Origin of the sequence: Bacillus sp. AFS001701, from assembly GCF_002559405.1 — a bacterium.
Lineage (GTDB): Bacteria > Bacillota > Bacilli > Bacillales > Bacillaceae_G > Gottfriedia.
In genome coordinates, this window is the sequence record NZ_NTZO01000006.1 from 1 (window position 1) to 18968 (window position 18968).

11 protein-coding genes are annotated in these 18968 nt (G+C 34.2%); 5 read left to right on the forward strand and 6 right to left on the reverse strand.

What is annotated here, in order from left to right; all coding sequences use genetic code 11:
• Positions 1–242 precede the first annotated feature (242 nt).
• A complete protein-coding gene (locus CN514_RS00590; RefSeq protein WP_098230905.1) occupies positions 243–1262 on the reverse strand; it encodes an AI-2E family transporter in 1020 nt (339 codons plus the stop codon).
• Between the two features lie 361 nt (positions 1263–1623).
• Between CN514_RS00590 and CN514_RS00595 the strand changes: the two genes are divergently transcribed.
• Both CN514_RS00595 and CN514_RS26285 read left to right on the forward strand, forming a co-directional pair.
• Positions 1624–2061, forward strand: coding sequence for a hypothetical protein (locus CN514_RS00595; RefSeq protein ID WP_098230907.1), 438 nt, complete (start codon positions 1624–1626; stop codon positions 2059–2061).
• A 13-nt stretch (positions 2062–2074) separates the two neighbouring features.
• Positions 2075–2203 (forward strand): hypothetical protein, encoded by a 129-nt coding sequence (locus tag CN514_RS26285; RefSeq protein ID WP_286141495.1) that lies wholly within the window; start codon positions 2075–2077, stop codon positions 2201–2203.
• Between the two features lie 28 nt (positions 2204–2231).
• Here CN514_RS26285 and CN514_RS00600 read toward each other — a convergent pair whose 3' ends face one another.
• The 3 genes from CN514_RS00600 to CN514_RS00610 are packed head-to-tail and all read right to left on the reverse strand — an operon-like array spanning position 2232 to position 5870.
• Positions 2232–2717 (reverse strand): (2Fe-2S)-binding protein, encoded by a 486-nt coding sequence (locus tag CN514_RS00600; protein ID WP_098230908.1) that lies wholly within the window; start codon positions 2715–2717, stop codon positions 2232–2234.
• The gene (locus CN514_RS00605; RefSeq protein WP_098230910.1) at positions 2717–3550 is read right to left on the reverse strand and encodes an FAD binding domain-containing protein; all 834 of its coding nucleotides are present in this window, start codon (positions 3548–3550) and stop codon (positions 2717–2719) included. The genes CN514_RS00600 and CN514_RS00605 overlap by 1 nt, the downstream gene beginning before the upstream one ends.
• 1 nt (position 3551) lies before the next feature.
• Positions 3552–5870, reverse strand: coding sequence for a xanthine dehydrogenase family protein molybdopterin-binding subunit (locus tag CN514_RS00610; protein ID WP_098230911.1), 2319 nt, complete (start codon positions 5868–5870; stop codon positions 3552–3554).
• 317 nt (positions 5871–6187) lie between these two features.
• Here CN514_RS00610 and CN514_RS00615 point away from each other — a divergent pair, with 317 nt between their 5' ends.
• From CN514_RS00615 to CN514_RS00625, 3 genes are read left to right on the forward strand one after another with little or no spacing between them, the layout of a single operon-like run.
• A complete protein-coding gene (locus tag CN514_RS00615) occupies positions 6188–7570 on the forward strand; it encodes a spore germination protein (RefSeq protein WP_098230913.1) in 1383 nt (460 codons plus the stop codon).
• Complete coding sequence (locus CN514_RS00620; protein ID WP_098230914.1) at positions 7567–8637, forward strand: GerAB/ArcD/ProY family transporter; 1071 nt, start codon at positions 7567–7569, stop codon at positions 8635–8637. Before CN514_RS00615 ends, CN514_RS00620 begins: the two co-directional genes overlap by 4 nt.
• Complete coding sequence (locus CN514_RS00625; RefSeq protein WP_176525734.1) at positions 8634–9773, forward strand: Ger(x)C family spore germination protein; 1140 nt, start codon at positions 8634–8636, stop codon at positions 9771–9773. The genes CN514_RS00620 and CN514_RS00625 overlap by 4 nt, the downstream gene beginning before the upstream one ends.
• 50 nt (positions 9774–9823) lie before the next feature.
• On the opposite strand, the gene CN514_RS00630 is transcribed toward CN514_RS00625, so the two are convergent.
• Entirely contained in the window at positions 9824–10723 is a 900-nt protein-coding gene (locus tag CN514_RS00630) for a LysR family transcriptional regulator (protein WP_098230918.1), read from the reverse strand.
• A gap of 340 nt (positions 10724–11063) precedes the next feature.
• Positions 11064–18968: InlB B-repeat-containing protein (locus CN514_RS00635; protein ID WP_098230920.1), on the reverse strand; the 7905-nt coding region annotated here is incomplete at its 5' end.

Here is an 18968-nt window from a genome sequence, read left to right on the forward strand (position 1 = left end):
TTTCTAAACTTACTAATAAAGTAGATTGTTCAGTATAAATTAAAAATGACCTTAAACATATTTTTGTTTAGTTTGTCCAGCAAAATTCCAATTTATGTCAAGTTGGGTATTTGATTTAGGAAAAGCAGGAAGAAGCATCTAATTAAACTTATTAAATCGGTAATTACAGTAGGAAAGACATAAAAAAAGATGATATCGTTTTAAAAACACGATATCATCTTTATTCATTTATTAAGTCGATTCTACTTTTTTGTATCATGATCTGTTACGCCTAATACATCTAGTAAAAAGATAAATACAGGAATACCGATGATCAGACCCCATACGCCAAAAAAGCGTTCTGAGAAAACGAGAATTAGAAATGTATAAAAAACAGGTAAGTTTGTTTTAGCTGATATAAGCTTTGGATTTAAGAAATAACTTTCTATCGCATGTAAGACTAAAATCATGATAATAACATACATAATATGAGCCATACCACCGATTGTATAGGCAATCGTACAAAGTGGAATTAAAGAAATAAACATTCCTGCTACAGGGATTAAACCAAGTAAGAAAATCAAAAAGCCTAAACCGATTAACTGAGGAAATCCCATAAAATTTAATGCTATGACCGATAGGATACAATTCACAAGTGCAATGATAAACTGCGCTTCAATCACTTTTCCAAAAGAACGTGAAAACCTTTCCCCAAAATACGCCATTTCATTATAAAATAGTGATATTTTACTATTTTTAAATTTTCGGGTAAAAGCAATAATTCGAGGCTTTTCAAGTAGAAAAAAGAAACTCAGGACGAGGGCAATTAATACTTCGATCCCCCATTGACTAATATTAGACGCGTATTTATATAAAAAGTCTAATCCCTGTTCGGTATAACCTGATATTTCTACTTTTTTAATTGCTGTAACGATATAGTTAATAATTCGTTCATCTGGTGGATTCATATAAAATGTTTTTATTTGGACGATTAGTTGAACAACCTGAGTTGTAATAATCGGTAAATAATTATAGATTCCAAATACTAACGCCGCCACAATGACCACATACAATGAGTAGACAACAACTAAACGATTAACTGGCAGTATCTTATTCAATCTATTCGTAATAAATTTATGTATCCGATCCATTAAATAAGTAAAAATGAATATTAGTAATACTAAATTTATTATCTTCCGAATTAAAATCAACACTAAGGCGATACATAAAAAGATCGCTAATCGTCTAAACGTGCCACTTTGAAAAAACTTTTTCACATCCATTCTACAACCTCCTTGCTTTTTATCCTATTTGCCTAAGTAGTATGGGTTTATCTTACTTATACAAACATAACCACATTCCAAAAGGAAGTGGTTCATAAACGTTGCTTCTCTTTTCATTTTTATTTAGTAAAATCTCCATTTATGATTTTGATTTAATAATTTCTTAATATTGAATAGCACCAATATACATTTTATCAATTCTAAGCCTAAAAATAAAGATGCTGCTACGAATAAAGTGTAGCAGCATCAGGATATTGAACATTCTATGTCTAAATCTTTTTTCCTTTCTTCTTTTCCTCCACCTTTTCTCCATTCACACTTGGGCACTTATTGAATACTATAGGCTTGAGGGTGTGATGCAATGAATAACTCTAAGATTAAAGAAGACCTCCGTATAATTGCTACTCTACAAAGAGACTTAAATGTCGCTACTGCTGCACTATTATTAACTGGTCAAATTACGTTAATAGGTGTTTTTGTAACGTCTGGTGAATTTAGTCTTTCATTAAGTGGACCCTTATTAGGTAGAGAACGGATAGAAAGTAAATATGGAGATCAATTAACAAATGCTCTCATAGATGTAATCGATCTAATCATTGCGATTTTATTATTAATTGATGAAGTTCGAGTTGTAAGCTCTGTAATAGGACCTGGTAGATTCTCACTCAATGTCAGTGGGCCCATTTTTGGTGCGCCAGTTAGCGAACCGACACTTCCTTTTCTAAAAAAAACATATTACTTTTGTAAAAAAATTGTTTCGAAACATTTTGATATTGATCCGCGAATCTTTAGTAAATAAAGGAATGGTGATTATGTCTTTAACAGATATCCCTACGGTAAGACCTACTGATACCCAAGTTTTTCTTTTGGCAATTTCCGTCATTTCGTTTATTTTCTTCTTTACACAACGAAAAGCTAGTGATACAACACAGATGAATTAGAGATCACTATTCGTCTTTTTCTAGCCCATTATTCATTGGTTTTTTCTTTATTCTCGATAACTGATAAAACAGCTTCATTGATTTCTTCATAACATGTGCATCTACAAATATTAGAGGATAGCCATTCCTTCAACGTTTCATAGGTTGGATTTGGATTCTTTAATAAAAGGGAATGACAATTCATAATAAATCCAGGAGTACAATAACCACATTGAAACGCAAAATTTTCAACAAATGCTTTTTGTATAGGTGAATCTTTTAACCCCTCAATTGTCGTTATCTCTTGTCCTACTGCCTCGATGGCAAGCATGATACATGATTTATAAACAGTACCATTCATAACGACTGAGCAGGCTCCGCAATCTCCATTTAGGCAACCTGGCTTTGCGCCAGTGAGACCAAGCTTTGTTCGCAACACATAAAGAAGAGTATCAACTGGCCGGATCTCCACTTGTCGAATTTCATCATTAATATTTAAAGAAACACTTAATTTTTTGCTTGGAGACTGGTCCATTACCTTCCCTCCAATTCCATCATTATCTCTTCTATTGTGTTTTTTAGTACAAATAGTCGATACTCTTTTGAGCCTTCAACATCGTCAAGTATTTCACCTGGAATAAATTGTATTGCTTTTTGGATTCTTTCTTCTATACTCGAGCTCGAATTATTTAACTCGGCTTCCATTTGCTTTGAACGAAATGGAAAAGGACATAGCCCACTAAAAGCAAAACGCAATTGATTATCCGATTTAATAGATGCGATCGTCAGTAGTGGATATCCCGTATCCCATTGCTGACGTTTTTTTATGCTCATATATGGTAGATTTATATATTTCTTTTCCGTTAAAAGTTGGATTAGAATTTGTCCGTCTTGGAGTTGTAAGTTTTGATTGAAGATTTGTTCGATTGGAAAAGCTTCTACACCATTGTACCCGGCAACAACCACTTGGCTATCACAAAGAAGAAATGGTAAAATTGCTTCTCGGTAAAAAATTTGACCACATACGTTTCCACCTAAGGTAATTTTATTTCTAGCCGTACGGTCAGCTATTCCCATAGATGCTTCAGATAGTAATGGGAATAGGTTTTTTTCTTCAATATCTGTAAGTGAAATGGCAGCACCTGATATTAAATAGCTTTCATTAAACTCAAATAATTGACACTCTTTTAGCTCTTTAATATCGATCAGGGCATCTGTTTCAACCAGATTTAATCGACCTAGTGTTATGATTTCTGTACCACCTGCATAATAGATTGGCCTTTTGTTTTTAGCTTTTAAAAAATAAAAAAGCTCCAATGCTTCTTTAATGGTCATTGGTTTATAGTAATCTATATTAGAAGATAACAAACTATACCCCACCTTCTTTTACTTTCCATAATAGTTCTGGGATAATTGGTAAATTGTTTATGTTAACTGAAAGTGCAGTAGAAAGACAATTACCAAGAGCTGCTGGCATACCTAGTAAGCCGTGCTCTCCTACTCCTCTCGCACCAAAAACAGCGTCAATTTGTGGCGTTTCAATAAAAGCTACTTCATATTTAGGGTTCTCTCCAAATCGAATTGGTCGATAAGTTCGTAATTGAGGATTTAGTACCTTCCCCTGTCCATCAAAATAAAACGTTTCTCTTCCAGCAAAAGATAATCCCATACTCATTGCACCTTTTACTTGACCAGTTGCAGTTTTAATATTTAGTACTTTGCCAATATCAACGGCTGTAACAGCTTTAAGAATCCTATATTCATATGTTTTCAGATTGACTTCTACTTCTACACCATGTGCACAAACCGTCCATTCTGGTCCTGGTTTTCCAGCGCCAGTTTCCCGATCTATATAAGTTAAGCCAGTTAAAATATAGTGTCCTCTTCCAATTATTTGTCCACCAATCGAGTTTCCATTTGGGAAAGTATATCCATAAGCGATATCTTTTATCGCTACATTTTTAGTAGGTTCGCTTCTTAAAAATACTTTACCGTAACCAACCTCTAAATCTTCAACAGGAGCACGCAATACAAATGAGGCTATATCTTTTAATTGACGAATTAAATCTTCAGCAGCTGCTAGCAAAGCTCTTCCAGCCATGAATGTCCCTCTACTTGCAACAGTTTTCCAATGCTCAGGTGTATTTAATGTGTTGATCTTCATTTGAACATGAATATCGTCTACATTCATTTTTAGAATCTCTGCTAACATTTGAGCAAGAATTGTTTTTGTCCCTTGACCAATCTCTACAACTCCAGAAATTAGATTAATACTTCCATCTTCATTATAGATTAATATAACACCTGAACTTGCATTTGGCGTAATGGTAGAAGTTTTCCAAGAACAACTAATTCCTTTTACTCTCAATTTATGATTACCTAAGTCAATAACCTGACCTTCTTGCCAATTGATTAATTCTTTCATTTTTTCAATACATTTAGGTAGATTACCAACTGTACTAGAATTTAATACAACTTGAGTAGGCGTTTGATCACCTGGTTTAATTGCGTTTTTTTCTCTTAGTTCAATTGGATCCATATTTAATTTTCTAGCAAGAATATCCATCGCTCTTTCAAATGCAAAATGTACTTCTGAATGACTAAACCCCCTAAAAGGTGCTGGGTATGGATGATTTGTATACATACAAAAAGAATCACACCAAATATTTTCGATATTGTAAGGACCTGTACAATCAACTGCTCCCGCCCGTGTTAAATCAATTGATTTATCAGCATACGCTCCGCCATCCCATAAAAATTGAATCTCTGCAACCTTGAGCATTCCCTCTTTTGTACATCCTAGTTTTACATTCGCTTCAAGTCCAATATGTCCAGGTGATGAAAGCATGTCATTTTCTCGTGTATTATATATTTTTACTAATCGTCCATTTACTGCTCTTGAAGCAATATAGGCTAAAAGCTCTAACTGGACTGCCCCTTTTCCACCATATCCCCCACCAACAAAAGGGGTGTTTACAATGATTTTTCCAGGTTTTATTCCAAAATAATCAGCAATCAAATCCTTAACCATAAAAGGGCTTTGTGAAGAAGTAGTAATCTCAATGGTGCCATCATGATGTATTTGAGCAAATGAACATCTTGTCTCCATCGCAGCATGATCAGATGGTCTGAAAGCAAAACTCTCATCAACCATTACTTCACTTTCTCTCCAGCCTTTGTTAAAATCGCCTTTTCGAATTTTAATTCTTGTAGCAATATTCGTTCCTGGCTCTGGGTAAACCCCTTCTGTTTTTTCATATTCTCCAAGGTTGGGGTGAAGAAGAGGCGCGTCGTGTTTAAGTGCTTCTGACGGAGAATTGACAACAGGAAGTAATTCATATTGTACTTTCACTAAACTAGCTGCTTGATTTGCCATATATTCAGTATCCGCAACGACGATTGCAACTACTTCACCAAAAAATCGAACCCTGTCAAATGCGATTGGATGACGATCAAGTATTCCTTCTCCTACTAAAGGTAGATTTTCACCAAATATTATTTTTCTGACACCTGGCACGTTCAGAGCTTCAGTTGCATCAATATTTTTAATGATCGCATGTGCGTATGGACTTGTTACTAATTGAGCATGAAGCATATCATTTGCCTCAAAATCGTCAGTATATTTTGCATAGCCAGTAACTTTTTCGAAAGACTCTTTTCGGGGTATTCCTTTACCGATTATATGCATGATGTGTTCTCAACCCCTTCCGTAAAAAACATTTCATAAAGTATTTAATACTTTAGCAATATTTAATTTAAGCTTTCTTTTATATGAGATACTTTAAAAATTTATGTTTTGAATACTAAAAAAATGCCCAGATAGAAGAATCAGGCATCTTAATCAGAACGATAAAAAATGAAGTTTAGTTATTCTACCTTCTTTATAAGCTTAAATTTTGACACCTATGTATTTTGTGAAATCTAGGATTTTTTTCCATACATATCCAATTTATAACAGGGAATAATACTTATATTCTTTGCGGAGTTTTTAAGGAGTTGATTTAAATGGAAGTAAATGAAAAAACCTCCATGCTTGAGGAAGTACAAAACGAATTTCATTCAAGTTCAGATTTTAAATTTAAAAAATATTCAATTGGTGAAGTAACTCTTCATTTATGTTATCTAGATACAATGATCGATTCAGAGGTTATTCAAACACATATATTAGAACGAGTAGTTTCAAAAGATCATTCAGGTCGAATCATTACGACTATATTAGATTCTGATGATGCATATACACTTGATGAATGTATACAAGCAATTCTTTCTGGAAATGTTATTGTTTTTAATGATAATAATAAAAGTAAAGCAAAGTCATATTCTGCACCTAGTAATAATAGCGACCGTTCAATATCAGAAACAGTTTCTGAAACAGTAACATTAGGTGCTCATGACAGTTTTGTGGAGAGCCTTAAAATCAATTCAACATTAATTCGAAAAAGATTACGTACGAAAGAATTAATTATCAAGAATATAACTGTTGGTAAAAAATATCCTGTAAACCTTTCCATTTTTTATTTAAATGATATAACACCTCAATTTATGATTGAAACAATTGAAGAGAAAATAAAAAAACTTGAGTCGAATGGAAAAGTCGAACCTAATCAAATGATTGAGTCTGTACATGTTCAAAACATTATAGAAGAATATCCTTCTTCACCTTTTCCACAGGTAATGTTCACTGAAAGACCTGATCGTACAGTCCGTCATTTATTATCAGGAAAACCTGCTATTATGGTTGACAATGATCCTAGTGCATTATTGTTTCCTTATGATATTTATGGTTATTTTCGAGCTGCAGATGATTTTAATTTCCGATGGTTTTTTGGAGTATTTTTCTATTGTTTAAGAATATTAGCTTTTTGGATAGCTGTATTATTACCTTCAATTTATATTGCGATTACAACTTTTCATTCAAATATTTTGCCAGTTTCAATTTTTTATACTTTAAAGCTATCAATAGAAAATGTCCCACTTCCACCATTAATCGAAGCTTTTTCGATGATTATTATTTTAGAGCTGTTGAAGGAAGCTGCTTTAAGACTTCCAAACCCTATTGGAGCAACCATTGGTACTGTTGGAGCGATTGTCATTGGAACGGCTATTGTACAAACGAATTTAATCTCAAATTCAATGGTTGTTGTAATTGCGATTACTGCCGTTTCATCATTCTCACTTCCATCAAAGGAAATGTCGGTTGCTGCACGAATTATGGGTATACCGCTTTTAATTCTTTCATCAATTTTTGGATTTATTGGAATTAGTTTAGGCGTCTTTATGATTTTTGCTCACCTATCAAAAATTAAAGCCTTTAGTTTTCGATATGTTGAAAATCCAGGTTTCTCTGAGTTTGTTCTTTTTAAAAATAGAAAGGGGAAATCGTCATGATTAATAATAAACACCTATTCTATTTAATTATATTTACGCAATTCGGTGTTGCTATAACTAGCTTTCCTAATAATATGTATAAAGTTGCTGGCCATGACGGATGGATTTCAACTCTAATAGGTGGCATGATTGTTCAAATTTTAATACTTCTTTATTATAGTTTATATAAAAAATTTCCAGGCAAAAGCTTTACTGACTATACAAAAATAATAACGAATCCATTCATTGGAACATGTATAAATATTTGTTATTACGTCTATTTTTTGTATGTTGTGCTTGTAATATCGATGAGATTTTCAGATATTATCACGATATGGATTTTTCCTAAAAGCCCGTCTTGGCTTATACTTATTTTATTTTTATTAACAGCGTACATTGTTGCGAAAAAGGACATTCTAACAATTGCTAGAACATATGTACTTTGTACTTTTATCTTTCTAATCTTTATCTTATTTTTACTATCTGCTTATGATAATGTTCATATTGGTAGAATATTACCTATTGGCCAATCTCCAATAAAAAAGATTGGCTCCGGTGCTTATTCGTCCTTTATTGAAATGTTAGGTTTTGAAATTTTTTTATTTATAGCACCAAGTTTTCAAGATACAAAAAAGAAATTATTTACTTTAACATTTGCAAATTTCTTTACGACAATTTTTTATACCTTTATTATTATTACTTCCTATATTCGATTAAGTAACAAAGAAAATAGTTATATCATAGACCCCATTCTATATATTTTTAAAACCTATCACTCGAAAATGATTGAAAGTTTAGATACGATATTCTTAAGCTTATGGACAATTGTCATTTGTGCTACAGTAGTTAGCTATATTTATATCGTTAGTGAAGATGTGCATAAGCGACTATCATTAATTGTAAAAAATAGGAAAAGCATATTACTTTTCATCATTATAGTAGTATTTGCTTTTTATCCGTTAGTTTCCTTCCATCTAATCAGAAGAGAAACAATTGTAAATTTCAGTAGTTATTTAGACCCTTTATTTATTATTATTATTCCATGCCTATTGTTCCTAATTAATAAAGTTAGGGGGCTATTCAATTGATTCGCAAATTAAAAATCATTATTTGTTTATTTTTATTACTTTTAGTAGCTACTGGTTGCTGGGATTCAAGACCAATTACAGAAAAAACCTTAGTAAATGGGATTAGTATTGATATAGATCAAGATAAAAAAACTGAGGTGAATGCACTAATACTTGATCTTATCGGAAGAGGAGCTGGCGTCTTCGATTTCCAAAATGAATACGTTAAATCTACAAAGAAGAATTCAGTATCTCATGCTGGGATGGAAATACAATCATTTTTACCCGGAGATATAACGACATCAAAAACGAGGGTTATATTATTAGGTGAAGATTTCTCGAAAACTAAATTTATTCATCTTTTAAGTACCTTTCGGCGTAGAACATTTTCAAATCTAAATGTATCTGTCGCTATAACAAATAAGCAACCTGCAAAAAACGTTTTGAAATTAAAAACCATTGGTTCAAAACCATTGTCATTTGTATTAACGGATACAATTGATAATGCAGAGTCAACATCCATCGCTCAAAAAATGGAGTTGTTTAATATTTTTACTTATACTTCTGAAGATGGAATTGATTTCACAATCCCAGTTGTAGATGTATCATCAGATAAACGCGTAGAAGTTGTTGGTTCCGGACTAATGCATAATACTAGCTATACTGGTCATTTCATAACTACTGAACAATCTCCTGTTCTTTTAATGCTGATGGGAAAATATGGAAAAACCGGCCATTTTATTACAAAGCTTCCTAAAAAATATGAAGCACCATACAATACAATATCTTATGAAATCATTAGACCTAGAACTAATTTCTCTATTACGACTTCTAAAGATAAAATAGAAGTAAATTTAAAAATTGATGCATTTGTTAGAATAGACGGAATTACATCATTTAAAATGTTACATGAAAAAGAAATGTGGTCCATTATTAAGAATGATTTAAATAAAAGAGCTCAAGAGGTAATCAAAGAAATCCAAGTTGCTAATAGTGATGTGCTTGGTATTGGAAGATATTTAAAAGAACATCAGCCAGAAGAATGGCGAAAGCTAAATTGGCAAAAGGTATATCCTACTATTGAAATCAAACCGAAAGTGACCGTTTCCATATTAAGTACAGGAGCATTGGGAACTGAATCTCAACTTGAAGAATAATTAAAAAAATGATAGTGTAGTCAGTTGTTATGCTGCCTTCACTATCTTTTTTAAATACTATTTTTAAACTGCAATTTAAATTCATCCATAAAATCTTTCGCAAGTGTTGATAATCCTTTTGATTGTAAGTAAATCAACCAAAAATCTAAATCAAAAAACGTTTCTTCCTTTAAAGGAATTATTTTAATGTCACCATTTAAAACGATCGGGCGATTTCTTATTGAAAAATTATGTAAATATAAAATGGCTTGGCTTTCTTTCACAAGTTCATAAAGCAAGCTACTTCTATTTGTTTGAAGGACTACATTTTTGGGATTCAGTTTAGAGATTTTTTGCAATGTCTTATAGTCTGAGTTTTTATACATTACAATTTTTGCATTCGTTAGTTCGTTTGGTGTGACAAATTCATAAGAATAAAACGGAGATTTCTTACCAACCGCGATGCAAATATGCCCTTTCGTTAAATGTTCATAACCAATAAATTTTTCTTTCTTTAATTCTTCGATTGTGCTAGGAATCAGTGCAATATCATAATCTTGCTTACTAAAATTCTGAATCATATAAGCAGGGTTTTCTTCAACTACTTCAAATGACACTTCACTATTTTTCTCATTGTATTTGATCATCGTTTCTTGAAGAATTGCCGAAAAAGTAGGTGCTGTTAAGATTTTTAAATGATTGCTGCTTCTATTCTTAATATCATCTATTTCTTTATTAAGCTCTTTAATCGTATTTAATAAAATAATCGCTTTTGATATAACAATTTTCCCTTCAAAAGTTGGTGTAACTCCTTGTTTCGATCTGTTAAAAATTTTTATGCCAAGCTCATTTTCTAATTGAGTAATGGATTGACTCATTCCAGAAGGAGAGATATATAATTTTTCTGCAGCTTTCGTGATTGACAACTCTTTTGCTGCAGTTACAATATGTTCCATTTGATCAAAATTCATACTTCAACTACTCCTTAAGAATACTAAATCTATTACTTTTTTACAGAATTCAATTTTATATTAACGCTTTAAAAAAATTCAATTATTTCTTATTATTAACATATTTAGTCTCAACATGCGTAACAATAAGCTTGTAATTTTATTGAAATTAAAAAATAAGACAAGAATACAACTTAAATCGTATTCTTGTCTTTAAATATTTTTAAGGGAAAGTTTTTAATTTGAAAAAGCTGATCTAATCGTTTTACTTTTCCAAAAAGGGTGTTTAATCCATCTTCTCTAATTTCATAAGCACCCTTTTTAGTTTGAGAGTAATTTGTACTGCTTGTTATTTCTTTTCTTATAGCCTAATAGACATTACACTTGTCCACTCGCCATAGATTTTTTGTGATCCAACCATTTTGTAAGAACGGATTTTGTAGTAGTATGTTTTACCTTTACTTAATCCTTTGTTCGTATAATCAGTTGTTGTCACGCTAGTTAGGTGAGAATATGAACCTGTTTTTGATGTTGATTTAACAATTTCATATCCAGTTGCACCTGAGACTTTTGACCAAGTTAATTTAACAGAAGTACTTCCGTTTTTTGCTGTTGTTGCATTAGATGGTTTACCTGGGACATTTTCCCACTTAGCGTAAATCATAGTATCAGAAGTAACTCGATCTGTCGCAAAGTTCCATGCCACTTTTCCTGCACCATCTTTGTACCATCCAACGAATACAAAGCCTTTTTTAGTTGGTGCTGCTGGTTGGCTAATTGTTGCATTGTAAATAGCTGTTTTTGAAGCAACTGAACTTCCACCAGTAGTGTTAAATGTAACAGTATACGTGTTAATGTTCCATTTTGCATAAAGTGTAATGTTGCTAGTTAATGTTAAAGTGTTTCCTACTGGCGTATTTAATGTAGCATCTTTATACCATCCAGCAAATGAATAACCCGTTTTTGTTGGTGTTGGTAAGTTTAAGATACTATTGTAATCCGCAGTTTGAGCAGGAAGTGTAGAACCACCATTGCTCTCATATTTCACTGTATACGAATTGATTTGCCATTTCGCATATAGCGTAGTGTCGTTTGTTACTTTATCCGTTGCAAAGTTCCAAGGTATTGTATTTAAAGCATCTTTGTACCATCCAACGAAAGTAAAACCAGTTCTCGTTGTTGTTGGTGCAGTGATTCCTGTGTTATAATCAGTAGCTTTATCAGCAACTTGACTACCACCATTGCTATCGAAGTGAACAGTATAAGAATTAATACTCCACTTCGCATAAAGGATCATGTTGTCAGTAACTTTGTCTGTCTCAAAGTTCCAAGCTTCTTTTCCTTCAGCATCTTTATACCAACCAACGAATGTGTAGCCAGTTCTTGTTGGTTTTGTTTCATCAAGTAAAGAATTGTATTCAGCTTTTACTGAAACTACTAGTCCAGCATCTTGTGTATCATAGATGACAGTGTATTTTGCTGGTTTCCATTTTCCGTAAAGTGTTTTTGCTGAGTAAATTGAATTTGTGAAATCCCAAGGGATTGTGCAATCTTGATCTGCAAACCAAGTTAATTCATAACCATGAACAGTTGGTGCTGTGATTCTTCGTGCTACAATTTGATCTTTCGTTGCTTCTTTTACTTCAGCTGGTGCATCACCTGGTACTACGAAATGTACATTATATCCATTTACTAATTTTTGAACTAATGATACATCAGCGTAATCAGTAGCCTTAATCGAAATCTGATAATCTCTCGCTCTTGAGAATAGACTCTTGTCTAAAGTAATTGTACGATTCTCTTTATCGACAGTATATTTCGATCCGTCTATTGCAAGTCCGTTAATAGTGATGCCATTAATCGCATTTGCCCAATCTTTATCAATGTACTCTAATACGATATTGTTTCCTATTGCATTATCCGTTGTATCTGCTGTTACAAAAGATCCTGCTAAAGCATATTTCGCATAAAGTGTAATTGGTTTTGTCACAATATTATCAAAATCATATGGTATTGTTAAATCTTGATCGCTATACCAACCATAGAACTTGTATCCAGCTTTTGATGGATCGAATGGTTTCGTCGCACTTCTGTCTACGATTTGAGCTGGAACTGGATCTCCGCCATTTGAATTAAACGTAACCGTATATCCGACAACTTGGTCAACTACAATTACATCTTTATACCCTTCTGAAACAATCGTCACATTGAACTTTTGTGCATTCGTGAAAATAGCAGCCTTAAGGGTAATACTATTATTCGAAATCGTGTAATCCTTATTTAGTTCTAAAGTTTTAGCACCGATGTTCACTGCTTTGATATTATTCTTCCAAGTCCCGTCATCATTAAATGTTAACGTAATGTCGCTTCCTACAATGTTTCCAGCAACATCTTTATTAACCGTTGGTGGTACTTTATTCCAACATAGATAATAAGTTACATTATCCGTTATAAATTTACCGTTATCCATTGAAATATCAGACATCTTATCAATTGAGTTAGCTGCATCTAGATACAGATTTGAACTAATCGTCAGATTTCCATTTACTACATGAGAAGGACCTGTGATCATATTCGGTGCTGTCGCCAAACCATTGACAAGTGTATCGGCAAAGAATAAGTCTTTTGCATTCTTTAAGGATCCACCGTTCAAGTCAATATGACGTCTGTATCCTAGTTGAATATTAGGGATCGTAACTACTTCCCCTGTTGATGACGTTAGTTTGATATTATATCCTTTAATCGCCCCTGCATTTGATAACGTTGGCATCTCACTGAAGGCAAATTTCTCACCTAATTTCGTTTGACCTGCTTGAACAGCTTCATCATGAGTTGCTGTTTTAAAGGAAAGGATTCCATTATTACCATTTGACGTCAAGTCATAGGTACTTGGATCTAACGTATAAACCGTTGGTGTTGTTTCTGTTGAACCATCGCTTTTCATTTGAAAGAATGTTGCCTCGATATTGGCAATCTTGTCCTTAGATGTTAACCAAGAAACATTTGTTAAATAGTCAGGAATATTGATTTTTAAATCGCCTTCTCCTAATATCCAACCAACTCCAGAAACCCCTCCGTTACTTCCGTCGAATTTTAATCCATCCGGATTCGCTTTATCAACTGGTGAGTAGCTTTGAGTCGTATTCATTTGCCATTTCGCATAAACAGTCTTGTCTGCAGTTATTGGACCTGCATCCCATACTGTTTTTAAAGATGGTTCATTATACCAACCAAGAAATTTATATCCCGGTCTTGTTGGTGCAGGACTATAAAAACTTACTAAATCACTAGTCGGACCATTCGAACGACTTGCGCTCGGTCTGTATCCTACTGCCATCGACTTAGGGGCTGAGCCATCCTGACTGTCAAATGTAATACTATAACCAACAGGCTGTTGCGCAGTGTAAATTGGGTCAAAACCTGCTATAGTATCTGGATAAACTGTTCCATCTGTACCTGTCGAGCCAATTGTAAATTTGTAAAGCTGAGGTAAATAATTTTTACCACCAGGATTGATTGTCGCTTGATTATATGTTGAAGTATTATTTGGATCAAGAGTAGAATCCGTCATAAATGTTTTTGCATTAAACGTGATTTTTCCTGGTTTGCTAATGTCGTAATATTTTTGATTTGTATCTGGATTGATTAAATTCGTGATATCCACAGTTTTACCGCTATTAGTAGTCATAATTACTTTATTGATACCATTTCGCCAGTTCGCATCTTCTTGGAAAGATAACGTTAAATCATTCCCAATATGCGCTACTGTTGGGTCTGTGATAATTGGAATCGCAGGCGTCGGAATTGGCACCGTTGATACTGTTAACGTTTTCGTTACATCTTGGTAACCTGTTGCCTTCACTGTAATTGTATAATTCGTTGCCGTCGGGAATAAAGAACCCGGTAACGTAATTTTTGAAGGCATTGTTTGACTTACACCATGTGCATCATAATACGTGTAAGCCGGACTAATTGTTACTTTATCAGTTACATCAGTTGATCCTAGCATAACTTTTGTAATTGCTTTTCTCCACACAACATCATCAACGAACACTGTGCTTGATGGAGATATTGAAATCGTTGCTCCATTTTGCAAGTCTTGTAATTTAGGTGTTGTTGAGACTGCTTGAGCTGGACCTGCAAAATTAAGTTTTTGCATAACTTGCTGTAATGTGTCACCAGCATTTAACGTAATTGAACCGGCATAATTCGTTGTGATCGTCGTATCTTTTTCAACTGTTAGTTGAGTATCTGGAACACTTAGACCTGCATCAATCGCACTTTGATTTTTCGTACCAAAGTTTTTAAAGATGTAATAGAAGTCATTATAGTCAATTCCATAACCAAATCCTGTTGGTTTAATCCAATAAATATCTGCATCACGGTTAGCATTTAAAAATGCTGTCTTGTTTGCAACCTTATTATCTGGATTATTAAAATTAGTTAAGTTTTTATATTGGTAATAAACATCGATTTCTTTCAGTAAATCCATCATGTCGATGACGTTGTCACCATTTACATCTCCACCTAAAAGGATTGGGAAGAGACTCGGAAGATCCTTTACTGTACCTGATTGATAACCGAATTTGTTTTGACCAATCACAGGTGTTTTTGCATATCCTTTAAAATGTCCTGGTACACTTGCTTCCAAAGAATATGGCTTGTCACTTACATCAGCTGTCAAAGCATAATATGGGTTGATAAACGCATAAGCCATTGTATTATTAGCTGTTGTCGGTTGATCTGTTGTAAATTTTTTACCATTTGTATCTGTAGCCGTTACCTTCGCACCTGAATCAACAGTGAATTGTGGATAGTTGTTATTAATGTTGTTTTTCGAGAAAGATTCCGCTGCTACACGTCCTCTAATCAAAGAAGTGAACTGTCTTACATAAGGTATATCAACCGGGAACCACGCAACCCTTGTATCTGCACCTGACAATGTTAAATTCACTTGCAACAAGTTATATGGAAATTCTCCTACTACAGGTTCAGGGTTTGTATAAGTTACATCTGCCTCAATAATCGGCATATCATGATCAAGAGCACCTGCTGAACCTATATTTGAAATTGTGATATCTGTTGTTTTTCCAATTTGATAATTTTGATGCGTGTATGGTTGACCTACAGTAAGAACGGTAGTTGGATCGATTCCTTTACTAATCAGATAGTTTTTATACTCATCTGTTAGTCGGATATTAGAGAATTTGTACACACCATGGTCATTCAGTAAAAATTTACCGCCAGTCATTCCGACACCATATTTTGTTGCGATTGTTGTTTTGAATGGTTTATTCGGATCGACAACTACTTTATCTTCGGTACCTGGTCCTGCATCTACTCCATTAGATGAAGTTAGGGTAACGTAAGGATTTCCTTTTTTAATAAAGTAATAAGTTTGTTTATTGATCTCATAATCATTTTCTCCCGAATAATCTGTAGGGTCAATTATAAAATCACTACCTAGTTTATTTGCTACGTCCTCTTTCGTCACACCAAAGTGGAAACGACCTTTCTCATTTGTATTGAAATAAACTGTTGGGTAATAACTGTCTTGATAACCAGTGACCATATTCAATCCTTGATCAACAGGAACAGGTTTGCCAGTCGTAGGACTAGGTACTGATGTTTCTCCATTATTTTTCATCACGTCTACGTTCGAGTCATAAACCGTACCATGAAATCCTTTAATTTCTTGTCCAGGTAGGTACCCTGTCGTATCGATTTCATAGATTCCCGGTTTGGAGTCAGAATCCATCGTCATAGTCGGCGGAGTACCATCAACATAGACCGTATCTTCCGCTGTGTAACGTTTTCCATCTTTACCAGTAGCAATCATCTCGAGAGAGTAACTACCTTCTTTTAGTACTTCCACCTTATCTGCAATGCCAGATTCGTCATATGTTCCATCGTATGTCTTTGTAAATGGAAGATACCATCCATTAAAAAGAGTTAATAGTGGGCCGTATTGGACACCTGGGATAAAATTTCTACCGCTTGATAATGTGTTTGTTACACCTATATATTTCCCGTCTTTATCCTTCACAACAATATATAAGTTTTCCATTTCGTTGTTAACAGAAACATTATAAGCTGAAATATTTCCTTCTGCCACAGCTTTTAGCACAACATTGAACGTATTAATTCCTTTTTCCGCAACTGTAATTGTAAATGGAATTCGATAAGTTTCCGATGAGTCCGCTGCATTTATTAAGTGAATATACCCCTCGTAAGTACCCTCAAGTGAATTTGACGGAACCGTTATTTTTGCCGTAGCTTTGACTGTACTTCCTCCGCCGACATTAATCGATTTCACGTTATTTCCATCAACCGAAAAATCAATTTTAACATCATTTCCTGTTCCTGGTCCGACTTTATTCGACCCAGCAAATTTTGAGGAAATAAATTCCGTACTTACATTAAATGTTTTAGTGCTACTTCCTTGGTTAGAAACGTTAAAATCTTTTGAAGAAACTACATCATCTGAACCGTTCGTTGCACCTTCTCCTCTACCTTTAAAACCAAAGTACATGCTACCTGTAATGTTATCTACTTCATGTGCTGTTGAGCTATCAGCTAGATTATCAATTGTAACTGTTTTATCTAAAACTTGAATTTTTACATTTTCTTTAATAGCACGTGATGGATCAACACGTCCTGCTCCTACTTGATAAACACTATAAGTCTTTGAATCTGTGTTAATATCTTTAGCAGTATTCATTAATGCTGTTTTGACATCAGCCGGTGTATAATCTGGATGTGCAGCTAAAATTAAAGCTGAGATCCCAGCAACGTGAGGAGTTGCCATTGATGTACCAGACATAATCTGATAACCAATTTTATAATCATGTGCTGCATTTGGCTCCCAAATATCGTATGGAGCTGTTGAAGAAATATCAACCCCAGGTGCAACTACATCTGGCTTAATTGTCCAATCTTTAACTGGGCCTGTTGAGCTAAAGCTTGCTAATTCATCCCCGCTCTTAGTAATAGGCGCATCGAGTGTAGAAGGGAACGTAATATTAGCTGATTTTGGGTCCTTTTTAATCGCATCAGAAAGAGCTTGTCCTTGTTCCTGAGTTAATGAAATAGAATAAACATTATCCATGCTTACTCCTAAGAAATTAGGAATATAACCTTGAGAATCAGTATCAGCTGTATTATCCCAGATAATCATTCCAGCTGCTCCAGCATTTTTAGCATTTGTCATTTTTGTTTGTAAATAGTCTACGCCACGCTTTACTAGAACAAGTTTACCTTTCACATCAATTCCACTATAATCTGCTTCACTTCCTAAGCCAACATCAACGATCGGAAGTGTTTGACCTTTATAAACATCGTCTGCTTGTGAAAAGTTTTTACCAAATAAACGTGATTTATATGAAACTGAACCATTCTTAACAGTCATTGTTGCAATTTCTTCAGGGATTGTACTTGCACCAACAGTAATTGCCAGTGCCGAAGTTCCTGGTGAACCTACTGTAGCTTGCCCAGGTCCACTATTACCTGCAGCAACATCACACACAACTCCAGCTAAAGTAGCATTGTTAATTGCAATGCTTGTTGGGTAAAATGGATCATTAACATTTGCACCAAGAGATAGATTAATTACATCCATATGATCTTTTGCAGCTTGATCGATACCACTTAGTACAGATTCCGTTGTTCCATGTCCTCCTGGTCCTAATACACGATAACCATAAAGAGCCACATCAGGTGCTACCCCATTTGCCGAATAAACATCGTTATTATTCGTCGTATTTGCTGCAATCGTACCGGAAACGTGTGTTCCATGTGAAGTAATATATGGCTTATAATCTGAAGGTGGTGTTCCCCAAACTGGATTTGAGTTCGCCTTATCAGCTACCCAATCATCATAAGTTGTTTCCATTGGATCATGGTCATCCACATACTTAATGTTTCCTGTTGCATCAATTCCGTCATTATTTACAAAGTCATGACCACCATATAATTTTCCATTTTCATCATGTGTTACTTTATAAAGATCAGGGTGGTTGTAATCGATTCCTGTATCCAATACACCCACTTTAACCTTTTGCCCAGCACGTGGACCTGTTTTAATAATACCTGTATTCCCTTCAGCTTGAAGCTTATCAATCCCTAAATGGGAAAGTGCTGAAGTTGGCTTGCCAGCTGATGTAGCTGTCGCTGATTTTTGAGAGTTTCCTTCATCAGGTAAAGAATATTCTACTTGAGACCAAACAGACGCAACATCTGGACTTTCTGCAAGCTTTTGAACTAAATT

Bases quoted from the DNA above. Each gene is read 5' to 3' on its own strand.
- CN514_RS00600 (WP_098230908.1), bottom strand. From the start codon at position 2,717: ATGGACCAGTCTCCAAGCAAAAAATTAAGTGTTTCTTTAAATATTAAT.
- CN514_RS00610 (WP_098230911.1), bottom strand. From the start codon at position 5,870: ATGCATATAATCGGTAAAGGAATACCCCGAAAAGAGTCTTTCGAAAAA.
- CN514_RS00615 (WP_098230913.1), top strand. From the start codon at position 6,188: ATGGAAGTAAATGAAAAAACCTCCATGCTTGAGGAAGTACAAAACGAA.
- CN514_RS00620 (WP_098230914.1), top strand. From the start codon at position 7,567: ATGATTAATAATAAACACCTATTCTATTTAATTATATTTACGCAATTC.
- CN514_RS00595 (WP_098230907.1), top strand. From the start codon at position 1,624: ATGAATAACTCTAAGATTAAAGAAGACCTCCGTATAATTGCTACTCTA.
- CN514_RS00630 (WP_098230918.1), bottom strand. From the start codon at position 10,723: ATGAATTTTGATCAAATGGAACATATTGTAACTGCAGCAAAAGAGTTG.
- CN514_RS00590 (WP_098230905.1), bottom strand. From the start codon at position 1,262: ATGGATGTGAAAAAGTTTTTTCAAAGTGGCACGTTTAGACGATTAGCG.
- CN514_RS26285 (WP_286141495.1), top strand. From the start codon at position 2,075: ATGTCTTTAACAGATATCCCTACGGTAAGACCTACTGATACCCAAGTT.